The 16,785-nt window shown below is 65.9% G+C and carries 17 protein-coding genes; 16 read left to right on the forward strand and 1 reads right to left on the reverse strand.

Annotated elements, in window-relative coordinates; all coding sequences use genetic code 11:
• The first annotated feature begins 25 nt into the window (after positions 1–25).
• From trpS to trmB, 14 genes are all read left to right on the forward strand, one after another.
• Positions 26–1,075, forward strand: a complete 1,050-nt coding sequence (gene trpS, locus AB4118_RS23570; protein WP_441492010.1) for a tryptophan--tRNA ligase — start codon at positions 26–28, stop codon at positions 1,073–1,075.
• Positions 1,076–1,149: 74 nt separating this feature from the next.
• The gene (locus AB4118_RS23575) at positions 1,150–1,644 is read left to right on the forward strand and encodes a universal stress protein (protein WP_069878559.1); all 495 of its coding nucleotides are present in this window, start codon (positions 1,150–1,152) and stop codon (positions 1,642–1,644) included.
• A 95-nt stretch (positions 1,645–1,739) separates the two neighbouring features.
• On the forward strand, positions 1,740–2,300 hold the full coding sequence (locus AB4118_RS23580) for a NifU family protein (RefSeq protein WP_441492011.1): 561 nt from the start codon (positions 1,740–1,742) through the stop codon (positions 2,298–2,300).
• Positions 2,301–2,363: 63 nt separating this feature from the next.
• Positions 2,364–3,047, forward strand: coding sequence for a tRNA (adenosine(37)-N6)-threonylcarbamoyltransferase complex dimerization subunit type 1 TsaB (gene tsaB / locus AB4118_RS23585; protein WP_441492012.1), 684 nt, complete (start codon positions 2,364–2,366; stop codon positions 3,045–3,047).
• A 52-nt stretch (positions 3,048–3,099) separates the two neighbouring features.
• Entirely contained in the window at positions 3,100–3,597 is a 498-nt protein-coding gene (locus AB4118_RS23590) for a GNAT family N-acetyltransferase (RefSeq protein WP_441492013.1), read from the forward strand.
• Positions 3,598–3,682: 85 nt separating this feature from the next.
• Entirely contained in the window at positions 3,683–4,489 is an 807-nt protein-coding gene (locus AB4118_RS23595) for a lysophospholipid acyltransferase family protein (RefSeq protein ID WP_441492014.1), read from the forward strand.
• Positions 4,490–4,604: 115 nt separating this feature from the next.
• Positions 4,605–5,960, forward strand: coding sequence for a tRNA (N6-isopentenyl adenosine(37)-C2)-methylthiotransferase MiaB (gene miaB / locus AB4118_RS23600; RefSeq protein ID WP_441492015.1), 1,356 nt, complete (start codon positions 4,605–4,607; stop codon positions 5,958–5,960).
• A gap of 220 nt (positions 5,961–6,180) precedes the next feature.
• Positions 6,181–7,269, forward strand: a complete 1,089-nt coding sequence (locus tag AB4118_RS23605; RefSeq protein ID WP_084652191.1) for a PhoH family protein — start codon at positions 6,181–6,183, stop codon at positions 7,267–7,269.
• On the forward strand, positions 7,266–7,835 hold the full coding sequence (gene ybeY / locus AB4118_RS23610) for an rRNA maturation RNase YbeY (RefSeq protein WP_441492016.1): 570 nt from the start codon (positions 7,266–7,268) through the stop codon (positions 7,833–7,835). The genes AB4118_RS23605 and ybeY overlap by 4 nt, the downstream gene beginning before the upstream one ends.
• Complete coding sequence (locus tag AB4118_RS23615; protein WP_441492017.1) at positions 7,832–8,815, forward strand: hemolysin family protein; 984 nt, start codon at positions 7,832–7,834, stop codon at positions 8,813–8,815. The genes ybeY and AB4118_RS23615 overlap by 4 nt, the downstream gene beginning before the upstream one ends.
• Positions 8,815–10,410 carry an apolipoprotein N-acyltransferase gene (gene lnt, locus AB4118_RS23620; protein WP_441492018.1) on the forward strand — a complete coding sequence of 532 codons (1,596 nt, stop codon included), beginning with the start codon at positions 8,815–8,817 and terminating at the stop codon, positions 10,408–10,410. The genes AB4118_RS23615 and lnt overlap by 1 nt, the downstream gene beginning before the upstream one ends.
• 139 nt (positions 10,411–10,549) lie before the next feature.
• Positions 10,550–10,963: a helix-turn-helix domain-containing protein gene (locus AB4118_RS23625; RefSeq protein WP_069878567.1), complete on the forward strand. Its 414-nt coding sequence runs from the start codon at positions 10,550–10,552 to the stop codon at positions 10,961–10,963.
• Positions 10,964–11,122: 159 nt separating this feature from the next.
• Positions 11,123–12,328, forward strand: a complete 1,206-nt coding sequence (gene metK, locus AB4118_RS23630) for a methionine adenosyltransferase (protein WP_441492019.1) — start codon at positions 11,123–11,125, stop codon at positions 12,326–12,328.
• Positions 12,329–12,435: 107 nt separating this feature from the next.
• Positions 12,436–13,140, forward strand: a complete 705-nt coding sequence (gene trmB / locus AB4118_RS23635) for a tRNA (guanine(46)-N(7))-methyltransferase TrmB (protein ID WP_441492020.1) — start codon at positions 12,436–12,438, stop codon at positions 13,138–13,140.
• On the opposite strand, the gene AB4118_RS23640 is transcribed toward trmB, so the two are convergent.
• Positions 13,115–14,203, reverse strand: a complete 1,089-nt coding sequence (locus tag AB4118_RS23640; protein ID WP_441492021.1) for a DUF2336 domain-containing protein — start codon at positions 14,201–14,203, stop codon at positions 13,115–13,117. The two genes, trmB and AB4118_RS23640, sit on opposite strands and share 26 nt — an antisense overlap.
• Before the next feature lie 297 nt (positions 14,204–14,500).
• Here AB4118_RS23640 and rimP point away from each other — a divergent pair, with 297 nt between their 5' ends.
• Together rimP and nusA are read left to right on the forward strand one after the other, a co-directional pair.
• The gene (rimP, locus tag AB4118_RS23645; protein ID WP_441492022.1) at positions 14,501–15,181 is read left to right on the forward strand and encodes a ribosome maturation factor RimP; all 681 of its coding nucleotides are present in this window, start codon (positions 14,501–14,503) and stop codon (positions 15,179–15,181) included.
• A 5-nt stretch (positions 15,182–15,186) separates the two neighbouring features.
• On the forward strand, positions 15,187–16,776 hold the full coding sequence (gene nusA, locus AB4118_RS23650; RefSeq protein ID WP_069878570.1) for a transcription termination factor NusA: 1,590 nt from the start codon (positions 15,187–15,189) through the stop codon (positions 16,774–16,776).
• Positions 16,777–16,785: the final 9 nt, after the last annotated feature.

Consider the following 16,785-nt stretch of genomic DNA (forward strand, 5'->3'; position numbering starts at 1 on the left):
CCCGCTCGCGACAATGGAGCGCCTGATGGCCGAATTTCCCCAGCGCGTCTTTTCCGGCATGCAGCCGACCTCGACGCTTCACCTCGGCAATTATCTCGGCGCGCTCACGAACTGGGTCGCGATGCAGGAGAGCTATGACTGCGTGTATTGCGTGGTCGACATGCACGCTATCACCGTCTGGCAGGACCCTGCCGAGCTGACGCGTGCCATCCGCGAGGTCACAGCGGCCTATCTCGCCGCCGGCGTCGACCCGAAGAAGAGCATCATCTTCAACCAGAGCCAGGTCGCGCAGCACGCCGAACTTGCCTGGGTGTTCAACTGCGTTGCCCGCCTCGGATGGCTCAATCGCATGACCCAGTTCAAGGAAAAGGCCGGAAAGGACCGCGAGAACGCCTCGGTCGGACTCTACGCCTATCCGAATCTGATGGCGGCCGACATCCTGCTCTACAAGGCAACACATGTGCCGGTCGGCGAGGACCAGAAGCAGCATCTCGAACTGGCGCGCGATATCGCGCAGAAGTTCAACAATGACTTCGCCGAGCAGATCGCCGCTCGCGGCCTCGGCACCGGCGAGCTCGGCTTCTTCCCGCTGCCCGAGCCGATGATCCAGGGCCCGGCGCCGCGTGTGATGAGCCTGCGCGACGGCACCAAGAAGATGTCCAAGTCGGACGCATCCGACTATTCCCGAATCAATCTGACCGATGACGCCGAAACCATCGCGCAGAAGGTGCGTAAGGCGAAGACCGATCCCGAGGCCTTGCCATCCGAGGAGAAGGGCCTTGAAGGCCGGCCCGAGGCCGAAAATCTCGTCGGCATCTATGCCGGCCTGAGCGGCGAAAGCAGGGCAAAGGTGCTCGGACAGTTTGGCGGCGGACAGTTCTCGGCCTTCAAGGCCGCGCTCGTCGATCTCGCCGTGACGAAGCTGGCGCCGATCGCTGGCGAGATGCGCCACCTGCTCGCTGATCCCTCCCATATCGATGGTATTCTCGGGCAAGGCGCCGAGCGCGCAGCAGAGATTGCCGCTCCGATCATGCGCGACGTCAAGGACGTGGTCGGCTTCGTCCGCGGCCGGTGACGCAGGTGGGCTTGCGCTGACGTTGCGGCGCAGGCCACCATGGGCTCTCCCGAAGCGGCGGCAGGTTTGAATCGATGGTGACGCGACGGCGGTCCTATGAAACGGGCCATCGCCCGAAATTCCTCGCGGTGGTCGACGATAGCGAAGAATGCGCCAAGGCCGTGCGCTTCGCCGCGCGGCGGTGCGCGCGTATCGGCGCCTCGATCGTGCTGCTCGGCGTCATCACTCCGCCCGAGCACGAGACCTGGCTCGGTGTCGGTGAGGTGATGCAGGCCGAGGCGGAAGCGGAAGCCGAACGGCTACTGGACGATGCGGCGGCAACCGTCCGCGCGCTCGCCGGGCTCGAGCCCGAGAAGGTTGTCCGCACCGGCGTGAAGTCGGACGAACTCGTCAAACTGATCGAGGCCGACGAGGACATCTCGCTGCTGGTGCTCGCCGCCGGCACCGGGCGCGACGGTCCAGGCCCACTGGTCAGCGCTCTTGCCGGCAAATCGGCCGGCACCTTCCCGATCCCGGTCGCAATCGTGCCCGGCCATCTCGAGGACGAGGAGATCGACGCGCTGGCCTGACCCGCAAGGCCGGGTTGGCGCTGGAATGATTCCAGCAACGCGCCTATATCGGGCTCAGGAACGGCGGCCTTGACCCGCCGGCACCGGAGGCCACCATGTTCATCCAGACTGAAGCCACGCCGAACCCGGCGACATTGAAATTCCTGCCCGGGCGCACCGTCATGCCGGACGGCACCCTCGAGCTGCGCGACGCCGAGCAGGCCGACCGTTCGCCGCTGGCCTTGCGTCTCTTCGCCGTCACCGGCGTCTCCGGCGTCTTCCTCGGTTCCGACTTCATCACGGTCACCAAGTCGGGCGGCGAATGGCCGCATCTCAAGCCCGCGATCCTCGGTGCCATCATGGAGCACTTCATGTCGGGCGCGCCGGTCCTCTCGGACGGCTCGAAGGCCGATGTCACCGACGAAGGCGAATTCTTCGCGCCGGAGGACGCCGCCACCGTCGAGACGATCAAGGATCTGCTGGAGACACGCATCCGCCCTGCGGTCGCCGGCGATGGCGGAGACATCACCTTCCGCGGGTTCAAGGATGGCGTCGTCTATCTCGCGATGAAGGGATCCTGCTCGGGCTGCCCGTCCTCGACTGCGACGCTGAAGCACGGCATCCAGAATCTGCTGCGCCACTTCCTTCCGGATGTGCGCGAAGTCGAGGCCGTCTGATATTATTCGCCTGGGCATGATCTTGTCCGAACGCCGTTCTGCATTCCTCAGGATCGTGACCTGATGCGCATTCTCGCCATCGACACCGCGCTTGGCGCCTGTTCCGCCTGTGTCCTCGACATGGGCGAAACCACGCCCCTCGCACGCGAACAGATTGCGATGGATCGCGGACATGCCGAGGCATTGATGCCGCTGATCGAGCGGGTGATGAACACCGTCGACGGTGGGTTCGCCTCGCTTGACCGCGTCGCCGTGACCATCGGGCCGGGCAGCTACACCGGCCTGCGCGTCGGAATCAGCGCCGCACGCGCCATCGCGCTGGCTGCGGGAATCCCCGCCGTCGGCGTGACCACGCTGGCGGCAACCGCCGCGCCCCTCATTGGCAGGGAGTCGGGCCGCGTCGTCGCCGCCGCGCTGGACGCCAAGCATGGCCAGGTCTGGTTCCAGGCGCTGAGCTCGCAGGGCAAGCAGCTCGTTTCGATTCGGCAGGTCAATTATCGGGATGCGGCGCGCGCGATCGGTGCCGGTCCGGTCAGCCTCGTCGGCTCCTCGGCGCTCGCCGTTGCGAATGAGGCCTGGGCGATCGGGCTCGACGCGCTGGTCATCGACGATGCCAAGGCTCCGGATGTGACCTGGGTCGCACGGCTGGGCCTTCTCGCCGACCCTGCCGCCGCGCCGCCGCGCCCGCTCTACCTCAAGGAGCCGGAGACGACACCGCAGGATCGCGCCCGCTTGCCGCGGCGCTGACGGCGTCGATTTCGACGTTTTGCCGGCTCCCGGGAACATGCGATCAAGCGGCATGGATTGGCTGCGTAAACTCCTGCACCCTCACGCTGCGCCGGCGCGAACAGCGCGCCTCGACGTGCGGCATGCACGCCATGTTGCGGCACTTCATCATCTCGGCGGCTTCGCCCGCGGCTGGGAGCCCGGAGAATGCGCGGGGCTTCTGGTGGACAGCGCCGTCGTCGCCGACGGCGTGTTCGCCGGCAACGAGCCTAACCCCGCCGGCTTCGTGATGTCTCGACGGGCCGTGGACGAGGCCGAGATCCTGAGCATCGTCGTCTCGCCCCGCCAACGCGGCAGCGGACTTGGTCGCGCATTGCTCTCGGCCCATCTCAGCCAACTCGCTGGCATGGGCGTCGCCCATGTCTATCTCGAGGTGGAAGACGGCAACGCCGCTGCCGACCGGCTCTACCGGCATTTCGGCTTTCGCGAGGTCGGGCGGCGCAAGGGCTACTATCCCAAGGCCGACGGCACGCGCGCCACCGCCATCACCATGCGGCTCGATCTCGCGTGACAGCGGCAGCCACGTCGTCCATGAAGCGCGCCGGATATCTGTCCTTCACACTTTCGCGATCCACGCGACGGGAGCCACGCCCCGCATGAATGGTCTACGGCCCGGCGCGATCCTGCGGCTCGTCCTGCTCGGTCTCGGCACTGTCGCGCTTGTCCCGGTGCAGCTCGTCGCATTGCGCCTTGGGCCTCGGCATGGCTGGACCGTGCCGCTGTGGTTTCATCGGCTGGCGTGCACCTGCCTCGGCGTCCGGCGTCATGTCCGCGGCACCCCGCCGCCGAAGGGCGCAGGCGGACTGATCGTCGCCAACCATGTCTCCTGGCTCGACATTCCGGTGATCGGCGCCGCGCAGCCGCTTTCCTTTGTTGCCAAGGCCGAGGTTGCGACCTGGCCGGTGATCGGCTTCCTGGCCGCAGTGCAGCGCACGCTGTTCATCGACCGAACGCGCAAGACCGCAACCGCCGGCATCACCGCCGAGATGGGCAAGCGAATTTCCGACGGGCAGGCCGTGGTGCTCTTTGCCGAAGGCACCACGGGCGACGGCACGAGAACATTGCCGCTGCGGTCTTCCCTGCTCGGCGCCGTTCACGAAGCGCTCGGCCGCAATGACAATAACGGCGACATCACCGTCTATCCGCTCTCGATCACCTATACCGGCTTTCACGGGATGGCGGGCGGACGCGTCGAGCGTTCGTCGCTGGCGTGGTATGGCGATACGGAGCTCGCACCCCATCTTAAAGCCATGCTCAACTCCGGTGCGATCGACGTTGAGCTCGCATGGGGCGAGCCGATCCGCATGGGCCACGAGACCTCGCGGAAGGTCGCGACCCGGCGGGCGGAGCAGGCGATCCGCCGCGCTCGTCGCGAGGCGGTGACAGGACGGCCGGTCTCGTGAAGGTCATTGCGCGTATTGGCGCGGATGTTGCTTTGTGAAGGACGCATAGCGCGAGGTCATTTTCACGGCGCGCGATCCAGAGTAAGGAGACGGTTTGGAGACCCGATCCGAAACGATGAAGAAAGTCCACATCAAGTCCTTCGGCTGCCAGATGAACGTCTATGACGGGCAGCGCATGGCCGACATCCTTGCCGCGCAAGGCTACGAGGAGACGGCGGCGCCGGAAGGCGCGGACCTCATCCTGCTCAACACCTGTCATATCCGCGACCGCGCGGTGCAGAAGGTCTATACGGAGCTCGGCAAGCTGCGCGACCTGAAGAACGGCCAGAACGCCGCCGGCCAGGAGACGAGAATCGTCGTCGCCGGCTGCGTTGCCCAGGCTGAAGGCGCGGAAATCCAGCGCCGGCAGCCTGCCGTGGACCTCGTCGTCGGCCCGCAAGCCTATCACCGGCTGCCGGAGCTGCTGGCGGAGGCGAAGCGCAAGCGCGTCGTCGACACGGACCTGCCGATCGACGACAAGTTTGGCTTTCTGCCAGCGCCGAAACCTGCGGCCATCCGCGGCCGCGGCATCTCGGCTTTCGTCACCATCCAGGAAGGCTGCGACAAGTTCTGCGCCTTCTGCGTCGTCCCCTATACGCGGGGCGCCGAATTCTCGCGGCCGGTCACGGCACTCGTCAGTGAGATCGAGCGGCTGGCGGATGCCGGCGTACGCGACGTCACGCTGATCGGCCAGAACGTCAATGCCTATCATGGCGAAGGCCCAGACGGGCAGATCTGGGGCCTGGCGCGGCTGATGCACCGCGTCGCCGAGATCGCAGGCATTGCCCGCATTCGCTATACGACGAGCCACCCGCGCGACATGGACGACGATCTGATCGCCGCCCATCGCGACCTGCCGCAGGTCATGCCGTTCCTGCACCTGCCGGTGCAGGCGGGCTCGGACCGCATCCTAGCAGCCATGAATCGCAAGCACACGGCGGACGAGTATCGCCTGTTGATCGAGCGCGTGCGCAAGGCGCGGCCCGATATCGCGTTGTCCTCCGACTTCATCGTCGGCTTCCCCGGCGAGACCGAGGCGGATTTCGCCGAGACGCTGCGGCTGGTCGAGGATATCGGCTTCGCTTCGAGCTACACCTTCAAATACTCGCCCCGTCCGGGCACGCCCGCGGCCGAGCTGGAGCACCAGATCGCCCCGGAAGAGATGAGCGAACGGCTACAGCGCCTGCAGGAGCGCGTCGAGCATCACCGGCAGGCCTTCAACCACGCCATGGTCGGCCGCACCGTCGATGTCCTGTTGGAACGTGCCGGACGTCACCCGGGACAGCTTGCAGGGAAATCGCCATACCTTCAGGCTGTGCAGATCGACACCAAGGCGAATCAGATTGGCGACATGGTGAAGGTGCTGATCGAACGGGCTGGCTCCAATTCGCTGTTCGGCCGCGAGGCCGGGCCAGAGGAGCTCGCCGCGTGAGCGCCAGATCACCAGGCCCAGCTTTCGAGCCAGCTCTCAATGCCTGTCATCAGGATGAGATCGACGCGTCCGGATATGCCGAAGGACTACCCGGCCTCACGCCCCTGTTCGGCCGGGCACGCGCGCCAGGGAGACGACTCTATTGGCACAGACTGACCAGGTGACCCCGAGATCCGATCGAGAGCCGCGCCGCGAGGGCGCATCGCCACGTGTCGAGAGCCTGACACGCGACGGGGTCCCCGCCACGGAAGTCGTGTTGTCCTTCGAGGATAACCGGCTGGCCAGTCTGGTCTTCGGTCAATACGACCAGAATCTGGCTCATCTTGAGCGCCGGCTCGGTGTCGTGATCAGCCCGAACGGCAACCATGTCACCGTCAAGGGCCCGCGCGAGACGGCCGAGCAGGCCGGGCGCGTGCTGAAGACGCTCTATACCCGCGCCAAGGCGGGCGCTCCGCTCAATCTCGGCGAGGTCGACGGAGCCATCGAGGAAAGCAACGTCCAGCGTTCGCTGTTCCCGGCGGAAAATACCGGCAAGGCCTCGTTCGAAGCGATCGTCACCCGCAAGCGCGGGCCGGTGCGGGCCCGGAATGCGGCACAGGATGCATATCTGCGCCAGCTCAAGCGCCACGAGCTCGTGCTGGCGGAGGGGCCGGCCGGCACCGGCAAGACCTGGCTCGCGGTCGGGCATGCCGTCTCGCTGATCGAGCAGGGCGTGGTCGAGCGCATGGTGCTGTCACGTCCGGCCGTCGAGGCCGGCGAGCGCCTCGGCTTCCTGCCCGGCGACATGCGCGAGAAGGTCGATCCCTATCTGCGCCCGATCTATGACGCGCTGAACGACTTCATGGAGGCGCGGCATGTCGAGCGCGCCCTGCAGACCGGCATGATCGAGATCGCTCCGCTCGCTTTCATGCGCGGACGGACCCTGACCAATGCGGTCGTGCTGCTCGACGAGGCTCAGAATGCGACCTCCGTGCAGATGAAGATGTTCCTCACCCGGCTCGGCGAGGGCTCGCGTATGATCATCACGGGCGATCCGAGCCAGATCGATCTGCCGTCGGGACAGCGCTCGGGATTGGTCGAGGCCGTGAGGCTCTTGGCCGGTGTGGAGGGCGTCGGCCATGCCCGCTTCGAGGAAGGCGACGTGGTCCGGCACGATCTCGTGCGCCGCATCGTGATGGCTTACGAGGATGCTTCCCGCCGAGAGCGGGATGAGCGCGAGGAGCGTGCCCGGTCCGTCGTCGCCGAGGCGGCGCCTGAAGACCACAGCGAGGGTCTGCGGCGCACATTGTCGCGGGAGAGGCCGCGATGAACGATCGACCTCGTTCGCGGCGCGCAGCGCCGCGAACGCAAAGCCTCGCGATCGACATCCGCCTGCAGTCGCGCCGCTGGCGCGAGCTCGCGGACCTGCGCGAGCGCGTCGCCCGGGCAACGGAGGCGGCGCTCACCGTCGCCGCCATCAAGCCGCTGGCCGAAGCAGAGCTCAGCCTTCTCTTCACCGACGACAAGCGCATCCGCATCGTCAATCGCGACTGGCGTGGCTTCGACAAGGCGACGAATGTGCTCTCCTTTCCCGCCGCCACGCCGGAGCGCATAGGCTCGAGCCCCGTCCTCGGCGATATCGTGCTGGCCTATGAAACCGTTGCGCGCGAAGCCGAGAGCGAAGGCAAGAGCATGGGCGACCATCTCAGCCATCTCGTCATCCACGGCCTCCTGCACGTGCTGGGCGAGGATCACGAGACCGAAGCCGAAGCGACGCGGATGGAAGGGCTCGAGATCGCCGCGCTCGCGAGCCTCGGCATCGCCAATCCCTATGCCGGCACCGAACCAGAAGCCGCTCCAGCGGCACAGACCAAGGCAGATCACCCCGTACCATGAGCGACGACAGTAGACCCTCCCCAAGTGAACCTCCCAGTCGCGGCCTGGCACAATGGCTGAGCCATTTCCTCGACCGGCTGGGCCTGCGGAACGGGGCAACGATTCGCGAGGACATCACCGAAGCGCTCGCCCAGGGGAGCGGGCAGCTCGCCGATCTGAGCCCGCAGGAGCGGGCCATGCTCTCCAATGTTCTGAGCCTGCGCGAGCGCCGCATCGCCGATGTCATGGTCCCGCGCGCCGACATCATCGCGGTCCAGTCCGAGGCAACACTCGGCGAATTGCTGGCCCTGTTCCGCACCGCCGGCCATTCGCGCCTCCCGGTCTATGGCGAGACGCTCGATGACCCCCGCGGCATGGTCCATATCCGCGATTTTCTCGATTTCATCGCAGCCCGGGCCAAACCCGGTCGCCGCGGCGCGCAGCCCGGAACGGCCGGCCCCAATCTCGGCGCGATCGATCTTTCCGTCACTCTGGCTTCGGCCAAGATCCTGCGGCCCGTGCTCTATGTGCCGCCGTCGATGCCTGCCGTCGATCTGCTGGTCAGGATGCAGGCCACCCGCACACATATCGCCCTCGTCATCGATGAATATGGCGGCACCGATGGCCTGGTCTCGATCGAGGACCTGGTCGAGATCGTGGTCGGCGATATCGAGGACGAGCATGATCTCGACACCGCGCCGACGATCGCGGTGGCTGGCGAGAACCGTTTCACCGCCGATGCCCGCGCGACACTCGAAGACCTGAAGGACGCAACCGGGATCGACCTTTCCGAGACTGACGTCGCCGAGGACGTCGACACGCTCGGCGGGCTCATCGTCACGCTCGCCGGGCACGTCCCGGCACGGGGCGAGCTGATCCAGGGGCCCGAGGGGCTCGCCTTCGAGATTCTCGACGCCGACCCGCGCCGCATCAAGCGGCTGCGCATCCATCGGAATGTTCCCACCGTCTCCGAGGCTCCTGCGACGACGGATCCCGGCTGATGCGCCTTGCCGCCCTGGCCGACAGGGTCATCCTCGCCTGGGGCTGGCCCAAGCGCCTGATCGCGCTCGTCGCCGGCGCCAGCGGCGCCCTCGCCCTGCCGCCCCTCGATCTCTGGCCACTGATCGTCGTGCCGATGACCGTTGCGGTCTGGCTGATCGACGGCGCAGTCGGCACAAGCCGCGGGGCGCGCTTCCGCGCTGCCATGGCGGCCGGCTGGTGGTGGGGTTTTGGTTTCTTCCTCGCGGGACTGTGGTGGCTTGGTGCTGCCTTTCTCGTCGAGGCCGACAAATTCGCCTGGGCCATGCCGCTCGGCGTCATTGCCCTGCCCGCCTTCCTCGCCGTCTTTCCGGCCCTGGCCTTCGGTGCCGCCCGCCTGGTCTGGCCACATGGCGGCGGCCGCATCCTCATCCTCGCCGTCGCGCTCGCCTTGAGCGAGTGGCTGCGCGGGCATCTGCTGACGGGCTTCCCCTGGAACGTCTACGGCATGATGCTGGCCGGTCAGCCATGGATTGCGCAGTTCGCCTCGGTCGCCGGCCTTTACGGCCTGACCTTGGTGGCGGTCGCGCTCGGCGCAGCGCCGGCGATGCTCGTCACCGGCAAGGCGGGCCCGGAGCGCTGGCAGGCGCCAGTTCTGGCGCTCGCGGTCCTGTGCGGGCTGCTCGGCTTTGGTGCTTGGCGCATTCCCGCCGCGCCATCGCCCACCGTCCCCGGCGTGAAACTTCGCCTGATGCAGCCCAATCTGCCGCAGGACGCCAAGTTCAATCCGCGCAACGGCGAAGCGATCCTCAACCGCTATCTTGCGCTCAGCGACCGGGCGACAAGTCCCACGACTCTGGGCGTCCAGGACGTCACCCATCTGATCTGGCCGGAATCGGCCTTCCCTTTCCTGCTCGGACGAACCCCGGGCGCGCTGTCGCGGATCGCGGCCCTGCTGCCGCCGAACACAACCTTGATCACCGGCGCAGCCCGCGCCGGCGAAACGCTGCCGGGCGAAAGTCGGCCGCCGATCTTCAATTCGGTCCAGGTTGTCGACGATCAGGGCATGATCGTCGCGAGCTATGACAAGGTCCATCTCGTGCCGTTCGGGGAGTACCTGCCCGCGTTCCTCGAGACGCTGATCCGCAGTGTCGGACTGTCCGAATTCGTCGCCGTTCCCGGCGGTTTCACGGCCGGCGCACGCCGGACACCGCTCACCGTGCGCGGCTTGCCGCCGGTCGCATCGCTGATCTGCTATGAGGCCGTGTTTCCCGGCGAGGTGATGCCGCAGGGCCCCAGACCCGGCTTCATGCTCAATCTCACGAATGACGGCTGGTTCGGTCAGACGAGCGGTCCTTACCAGCATCTCGCCCAGGCCCGGTTGCGGGCCGTCGAGCAGGGATTGCCCCTGGTGCGCGTCGCCAATACCGGCATATCCGCCGTGATCGACGCCTATGGCCGGATCACCGGCAGCCTGCCGCTGGGGAGCGAGGGGGTGCTCGACTCGGCCCTGCCCAGTCACGCCTCTGTTACGCCTTACGCACAGCTCGGGGATGTCATTTTTGCAGGCCTTGTTGTAATATTCTTGCTCATCTCGCGGTTGCGACTTTCAAAATAATTCCAACTGGAACTATTCCCAGCGCAGAAGATGTCGTTTAAGAAGCAATTCAGTTGAAACTAGTGTATTGTGTTTGACCATAGGACACTGCCGGATTGCGGCTTCGGCAGAATGCCCCTGATCCGAGGCCCGTCGATCCATGCTGAAGAAAATTCCCAATCCGATCGATCGCCATGTTGGCAGCCGCGTCCGGATGCGCCGCATGCTTGCCGGCGTCAGCCAGGAAAAGCTTGGTGAAGCACTTGGGCTGACCTTCCAGCAGGTTCAGAAATACGAGAAGGGCGCAAACCGCATCAGCGCCAGCCGCTTGCAGCAAATCGCCAAGATGCTGGATGTGCCGGTCTCCTTTTTCTTCGAGGGCGCCCCGTCCGGCGACATGCCGTCGGGAGGCTTCTCGGACGCCGCCTCCACGACCTATATTTCGGATTTCCTGGCGACCAGCGAAGGCGTGCAACTCACCAAGGCCTTCGTGCGCATTAAAAATGGGCAGGTTCGACGCCGGGTTATCGATCTGGTTGAGGCCATTGCCGAGGAACACGCTGAAAAGCCCTGATTGAAGCGTCTCGGCGTTCGTCTTGACGAACGTTTCTCCCGATAAACGGATTTGAGCGCTTGACGGCGAACACGTTCGCTGCAAGAACGCTGCGCCCCGCACCGGCAGGGTCCGTGCTGGCGGCCACCAGCTTGTCCGTGCATGAAGGATCCTTCGTCCGTGTCACGCCAGAACTATCTCTTCACCAGCGAGTCCGTTTCCGAAGGTCATCCTGACAAGGTTTGCGACCGGATTTCCGACGAGGTCGTCGATCTGTTCTTCAAGGAGGCCGTCAAGGCCGGGATGGATCCGGCCCAGGTGCGCGTCGCTTGCGAGACCCTGGCCACGACGAACCGCGTCGTCATCGCCGGTGAGGTCCGCACCTCGCTCGACGAGAAGGCGCTGAAGAGCAAGGTCAAGTCGGCGGCCCGCAAGGCGATCCGCGCGATCGGCTACGAGCAGGACGGCTTCCACTGGAAGAAGTGCAAGATCGACGTGCTGCTGCACTCGCAATCGGCCGACATTGCCCAGGGCGTCGACGCCGCCGGCAACAAGGAAGAAGGCGCGGGCGATCAGGGCATCATGTTCGGCTACGCCTGCCGCGAGACGCCCGAGCTGATGCCGGCGCCGATCTACTACGCCCACAAGATCCTCGAAGTCCTCGCCAAGGCCCGCCATGCGGGTGAAGGGCCGGCCGCCAAGCTCGGCCCCGATGCCAAGAGCCAGGTCACCGTCAAGTACGAGAACGGCAAACCGGTCGGCGTCACGCAGATCGTGCTCTCGACCCAGCATCTCGACGACTCGCTGAGCTCGGCGGATGTCCGCAAGATCGTCGAGCCGCATATCCGCGAGACGCTGCCTGAGGGCTGGATCTCGAAGGACACCGTCTGGCACGTCAATCCGACCGGCAAGTTCGTGATCGGCGGTCCTGATGGCGATGCCGGCCTGACCGGCCGCAAGATCATCGTCGACACCTATGGCGGCGCTGCCCCGCATGGCGGCGGCGCGTTCTCCGGCAAGGACCCGACCAAGGTCGATCGTTCGGCTGCCTATGCCGCGCGCTACCTCGCCAAGAACGTGGTTGCCGCCAAGCTCGCCGAGCGCTGCACGATCCAGCTCTCCTACGCCATCGGCGTTGCCAAGCCGCTCTCGATCTATGTCGACCTGCATGGCACCGGCAAGGTCGACGAGGCCAAGCTCGAAAAGGCTCTGGGCGAGGTGATGGATCTCAGCCCGCGCGGCATCCGGACCCATCTCAACCTCAACAAGCCGATCTACGCGAAGTCTGCCTCCTATGGCCATTTCGGCCGGAAGGCCGGTCGCGACGGCAGCTTCTCCTGGGAGAAGACCGACCTGATCGACACGCTGAAGAAGGCCGTAGCCTGATCCAGCGCGGATGTTATGTCGGGGTTCGGTCTACCGGATCCCGGAGAGGCCGGAGCGATCTCGCTCCGGCCTTTTGCTTTCGCCGGTGACGACGGGGTTTTGGGATCATGAGCGAAGAACGAGACCTGGAGAGAGATCTCGAACGAGCCTTCTTCGGCCGGCGCAAGGGCAAGCCTCTACGCGAAGGTCAGAGCGTGCTGATCGAGGGCACCCTGCCACGGCTGCGCCTGCCCGAAGGCGAGATCCTGGATCTGAAGGCATTGTTTCCCAAGCCGGTCGAGGCGGTGCGGCTGGAGATCGGCTTTGGCGGCGGCGAGCATCTGCTCTCCCGCATGCGAGAGAGCCCGGAGATCGGCTTCATCGGCTGCGAGCCCTTCGTCAATGGCATGGCGAAGTTCCTGGCGGTGATCGAGCGGGAAGGCCTCACCAACGTCCGGCTCTGGGATGGCGATGCCGCGCTGATGCTGCCGCGCCTGCCGGAAGGCGGCCTCGATGCGATCGACCTGCTCTATCCCGATCCCTGGCCGAAGCGCAGGCAACGCAAGCGCCGTTTCGTCTCGGAGCGGACGCTCGCCCTGTTCGCGCGGGCGCTGAGGAAGGGTGGGCGTTTCCGCTTCGCCAGCGATATCGACGACTATGTCGGCTGGACCTTGTCGCGGCTGCTGCACTCACCGGATTTCGACTGGGCCGACGAGCGCGCCGACGACTGGCGCCAACCCTATCCGGGCTGGATCCGCACGCGTTACGAGGCCAAGGCCATCGCTGCCGGGCGCGTACCGAGCTATCTCACTGCACGCCGTCGCGCATCCTGAGGAAGCCGAGGACCCGCTGCGCCGTCACCGGCGTCAGGTTGCGGAAGTTCTGGCGGGCCCGCTCGACCGCAGGTGCCGATTTGCCATCGCCCTTGCGCAGGGTGATCAGGGCGCGAGTAGTCTCCCAGGACCAGCCAAGCCCCCGGCCAACGAGCAGCACCGCGTCGCGATCCGGGCCGAGGATGATCTGCTCAGTCGCCTGCAGGCCGAGCCTCGCCAGGATGGCGACGCCGCAGATGGCGTGTTCGATGGCGCCCGAAGCGGCGAGCTCGGCGACCTTGGCCTCGTCGAGTCTGCCCTCATCATGGAAGGCCTTGATATCGGCCAGCGCAGCGCTGAATTTGCCGAGATCGTCCTGAAGCTGGTCTTGTGCGGCGACCGCATCGGCGCTGCGCTCGACCGCGCGGTCGACGGCTCCGCCCATCGCCGGCTCGAACGTCGCAGCGAGCCTGCGGCGCGCCGAATTCTTCGCAGCCAGCGTCAATTGCTCGACCAGCTCTGCCGGGATGTCGCTCCGGGTTCCCAGCGTCGCCTGCAAGCCGTCATCCTGGACCGCACGCATCACCAGCACGCCCATGCCATGCCGCGAGAACCGGGCGGATTGGTTGGCCGCAACCGCGTGGGTCACGACACGACCGCCCCGCAGGATCAGGAAATCCGTCACCGGCTCGGCGAGATACGGACGCTCGGTGATCGCGAGCATATGGTCGCGCCCCTTTGCGGCGGAGATCGCAACCAGATCCTGATCGGACAGCACGGGTGAGCCGACCAGAACCGGCCGCGCAACCGCGATCTCGTCGAGCGCAAGCTGGCGCACCACGCCGCCTGGCGCATTCGGCACGATGGACAGCCGCTCGGACAATTCGACCCGCGCGCGGGTTTCAATGGCGCGGGCAAGCCTGCCGATCACCACGTCGAAGACGCTGATCTGGTCATCGCCCATCGTCGCGGCCGTGCTGACGAAGAGATCGGTCAGACGCATCAGGATCTGGACGCGCTCATCGCCCGAGCCTCGCGACATCGTCGCTTCAAGATCACGCAACAGCGCGCTGACCGAACTCATTACGCAACCTCTTTACGCACCATTGGCCGACGCTAGACGAGAAGAATGACCAGCCGGTTAGCGCAATTGCATAAAGCCGGGCGCGGAATGGAAGCACCATTGCCGTTACATGGCGTTCCTTTCGACACCCTGCTCCCTGCCAGGGCAGCTTTGATCTTGCATGCCCGGCCGTTGCGGACTAAATAGCGACGCAACAGCTCTGGTTTCGGTGTAAGCCGATGATCAAGAGCGGGCCGGCCGGCCCGCTCTTTTTTGTTGGCCGCAAGCCCTGCCGGAGCGAAGGCAGGCAGTCCGAACATGAACGAGCCGACAGCAGCAGATCAGGACAGGCGCGTAGTGACCGAAAGCGGTGTGGCCGCGCGTGTCGCTGCCATCATCGAGCCGGCGATCATCGATCTCGGCTACAGGCTGGTGCGCGTGCGCGTCTCCGGCCAGAACGGTTGCACCGTGCAGATCATGGCCGAACTCCCGGACGGCACGATGACCGTCGAGGGTTGCGAGGCGGTGAGCCAGGCGGTTTCGCCGGCGCTCGACGTCGACGATCCCATCCAGGCCGCGTATCATCTCGAGGTGTCGTCGCCGGGGATCGACCGGCCGCTGGTGCGCCCGAGCGATTTTGCGCGCTGGTCCGGTCACCTTGCCAAGATCGACACGCACGAGCTGGTCGGCGGCCGCAAGCGCTTCCGCGGCATCCTGCGCGGCGTCGAGGGCGATACGGCCCTGCTCTCGCGCGACGATGCGAAGACCGAGGAAGAGCGCGACGTCGCGATTCCGATGAACGCCATTGGCGAAGCGCGGCTTGTTCTGACCGACGCCCTGGTCACCGAATCACTGCGGCGGGGCAAGTCTGGCCTGCCGCCCGAGATGCCGCCGGCGGACGAGATCGCCAGCCCGAAGAAGGGCAGGGGCAAATCACTGGGACCGCGCCCGGGCACACAGCCCAAGCCGGCTCCGCAGAACGACAACGAAGAGGAGTGAGCGTCATGGCTGTTAGCGCCAACAGGCTCGAACTGCTGCAGATCGCGGATGCCGTCGCCCGCGAGAAATCGATCGATCGGCAGATCGTCGTCGACGCGATGCAGGACGCCATCGCCAAGGCCGCTCGCTCGCGCTACGGCGCCGAGACCGACGTTCATGCCGAGATCAACACCAAGTCGGGCGAACTTCGCCTGGCGCGCCACCTGCAGGTCGTTGAGCAGGTCGAGAACACCTCGACCGAGATCACGCTCGCCGAAGCCAAGCGCCACAATCCGGCAGCCCAGGTCGGCGACGTCATCTCCGATCCGCTGCCGCCCTTCGATTTCGGCCGCATCGCCGCTCAATCGGCCAAGCAGGTCATCGTGCAGAAGGTGCGCGAGGCCGAGCGCGATCGCCAGTATGACGAGTACAAGGATCGCATCGGCGAGATCGTCAACGGCGCAGTGAAGCGCGTCGAGTACGGCAATGTCTTCGTCGATCTCGGCCGCGGTGAAGCCATCATCCGTCGCGACGAGATGATCCCGCGCGAGACCTTCAAGGTCGGCGACCGCGCCCGCGCCTATGTCTACGACGTGCGCCGCGAGCCGCGTGGCCCGCAGATCTTCCTGTCGCGCACGCATCCGCAGTTCATGGCCAAGCTGTTCGGCCAGGAAGTGCCGGAGATCTATGACGGCATCGTCGAGGTGAAGGCTGTCGCCCGCGACCCAGGCTCGCGTGCCAAGATCGCCGTGATCAGCCGCGATTCCTCGATCGATCCCGTCGGCGCCTGCGTCGGCATGAGGGGCTCGCGCGTGCAGGCCGTCGTCGGCGAGCTGCAGGGCGAGAAGATCGACATCATTCCGTGGTCGCCGGATGTCGCGACATTTGTCGTCAATGCACTGCAGCCGGCTGAAGTCGCGAAGGTCGTGCTCGACGAAGAGGCCGACAAGATCGAGGTCGTGGTTCCCGACGAGCAGCTCTCGCTCGCCATCGGCCGCCGCGGTCAGAATGTTCGCCTCGCCTCGCAGCTGACCGGCTGGGATATCGACATCCTGACCGAGGCCGAGGAATCGGAGCGCCGCCAGAAGGAATTCCTGCAGCGCACCGAGACCTTCATGAACGCGCTGAATGTCGACGAGACCGTCGGCCAGCTGCTGGCCTCGGAAGGCTTCCGTTCGGTCGAGGAGGTCGCTTACGTCGACCTCGCCGAACTGGCCACGATCGAAGGCTTCGACGAGGAAACGGCGGGCGAGATCCAGTCACGCGCTCAGGAATACCTGGCGACGGTCGAAGCCGAGCTCGACGACAAGCGTCGTGCTCTGGGTGTCGAGGACGCATTGCGCGAAGTCGAGGGCATCACCACATCGATGATGGTCGCGCTCGGCGAGAACGATGTGAAGTCCGTCGAGGATCTGGCGGGCTGCGCGACTGACGATCTCGTCGGCTGGACCGAACGCAAGGATGGCGAGAGCACACGCCATTCCGGCTATCTCGACGGGTTCGACCTGTCGCGACAGGATGCAGAGGCCATCATCATGGCCGCGCGCATCAAGGCGGGCTGGGTCGAAGCTCCCGCTGAGGAGCCCGAGGCCGACAGCGAAGCGGCCGAGGCCTGAGTCAGGCGC

The sequence above is a fragment of the Allobosea sp. 2RAB26 genome (assembly GCF_052115465.1).
In the GTDB taxonomy this organism is placed as follows: Bacteria; Pseudomonadota; Alphaproteobacteria; order Rhizobiales; family Beijerinckiaceae; genus Allobosea.

What these genes read in the sequence shown, in the direction of transcription:
- trmB (WP_441492020.1), top strand. Translation starts at nt 12,436, where the DNA reads ATGAGCGAAGAACGAGACCTGGAGAGAGATCTCGAACGAGCCTTCTTC.
- AB4118_RS23575 (WP_069878559.1), top strand. Translation starts at nt 1,150, where the DNA reads ATGGTGACGCGACGGCGGTCCTATGAAACGGGCCATCGCCCGAAATTC.
- nusA (WP_069878570.1), top strand. Translation starts at nt 15,187, where the DNA reads ATGGCTGTTAGCGCCAACAGGCTCGAACTGCTGCAGATCGCGGATGCC.
- ybeY (WP_441492016.1), top strand. Translation starts at nt 7,266, where the DNA reads ATGAACGATCGACCTCGTTCGCGGCGCGCAGCGCCGCGAACGCAAAGC.
- lnt (WP_441492018.1), top strand. Translation starts at nt 8,815, where the DNA reads ATGCGCCTTGCCGCCCTGGCCGACAGGGTCATCCTCGCCTGGGGCTGG.
- miaB (WP_441492015.1), top strand. Translation starts at nt 4,605, where the DNA reads ATGAAGAAAGTCCACATCAAGTCCTTCGGCTGCCAGATGAACGTCTAT.
- AB4118_RS23615 (WP_441492017.1), top strand. Translation starts at nt 7,832, where the DNA reads ATGAGCGACGACAGTAGACCCTCCCCAAGTGAACCTCCCAGTCGCGGC.
- AB4118_RS23640 (WP_441492021.1), bottom strand. Translation starts at nt 14,203, where the DNA reads ATGAGTTCGGTCAGCGCGCTGTTGCGTGATCTTGAAGCGACGATGTCG.
- rimP (WP_441492022.1), top strand. Translation starts at nt 14,501, where the DNA reads ATGAACGAGCCGACAGCAGCAGATCAGGACAGGCGCGTAGTGACCGAA.
- tsaB (WP_441492012.1), top strand. Translation starts at nt 2,364, where the DNA reads ATGCGCATTCTCGCCATCGACACCGCGCTTGGCGCCTGTTCCGCCTGT.
- AB4118_RS23590 (WP_441492013.1), top strand. Translation starts at nt 3,100, where the DNA reads ATGGATTGGCTGCGTAAACTCCTGCACCCTCACGCTGCGCCGGCGCGA.
- trpS (WP_441492010.1), top strand. Translation starts at nt 26, where the DNA reads ATGGCCGAATTTCCCCAGCGCGTCTTTTCCGGCATGCAGCCGACCTCG.
- AB4118_RS23595 (WP_441492014.1), top strand. Translation starts at nt 3,683, where the DNA reads ATGAATGGTCTACGGCCCGGCGCGATCCTGCGGCTCGTCCTGCTCGGT.
- AB4118_RS23625 (WP_069878567.1), top strand. Translation starts at nt 10,550, where the DNA reads ATGCTGAAGAAAATTCCCAATCCGATCGATCGCCATGTTGGCAGCCGC.
- AB4118_RS23580 (WP_441492011.1), top strand. Translation starts at nt 1,740, where the DNA reads ATGTTCATCCAGACTGAAGCCACGCCGAACCCGGCGACATTGAAATTC.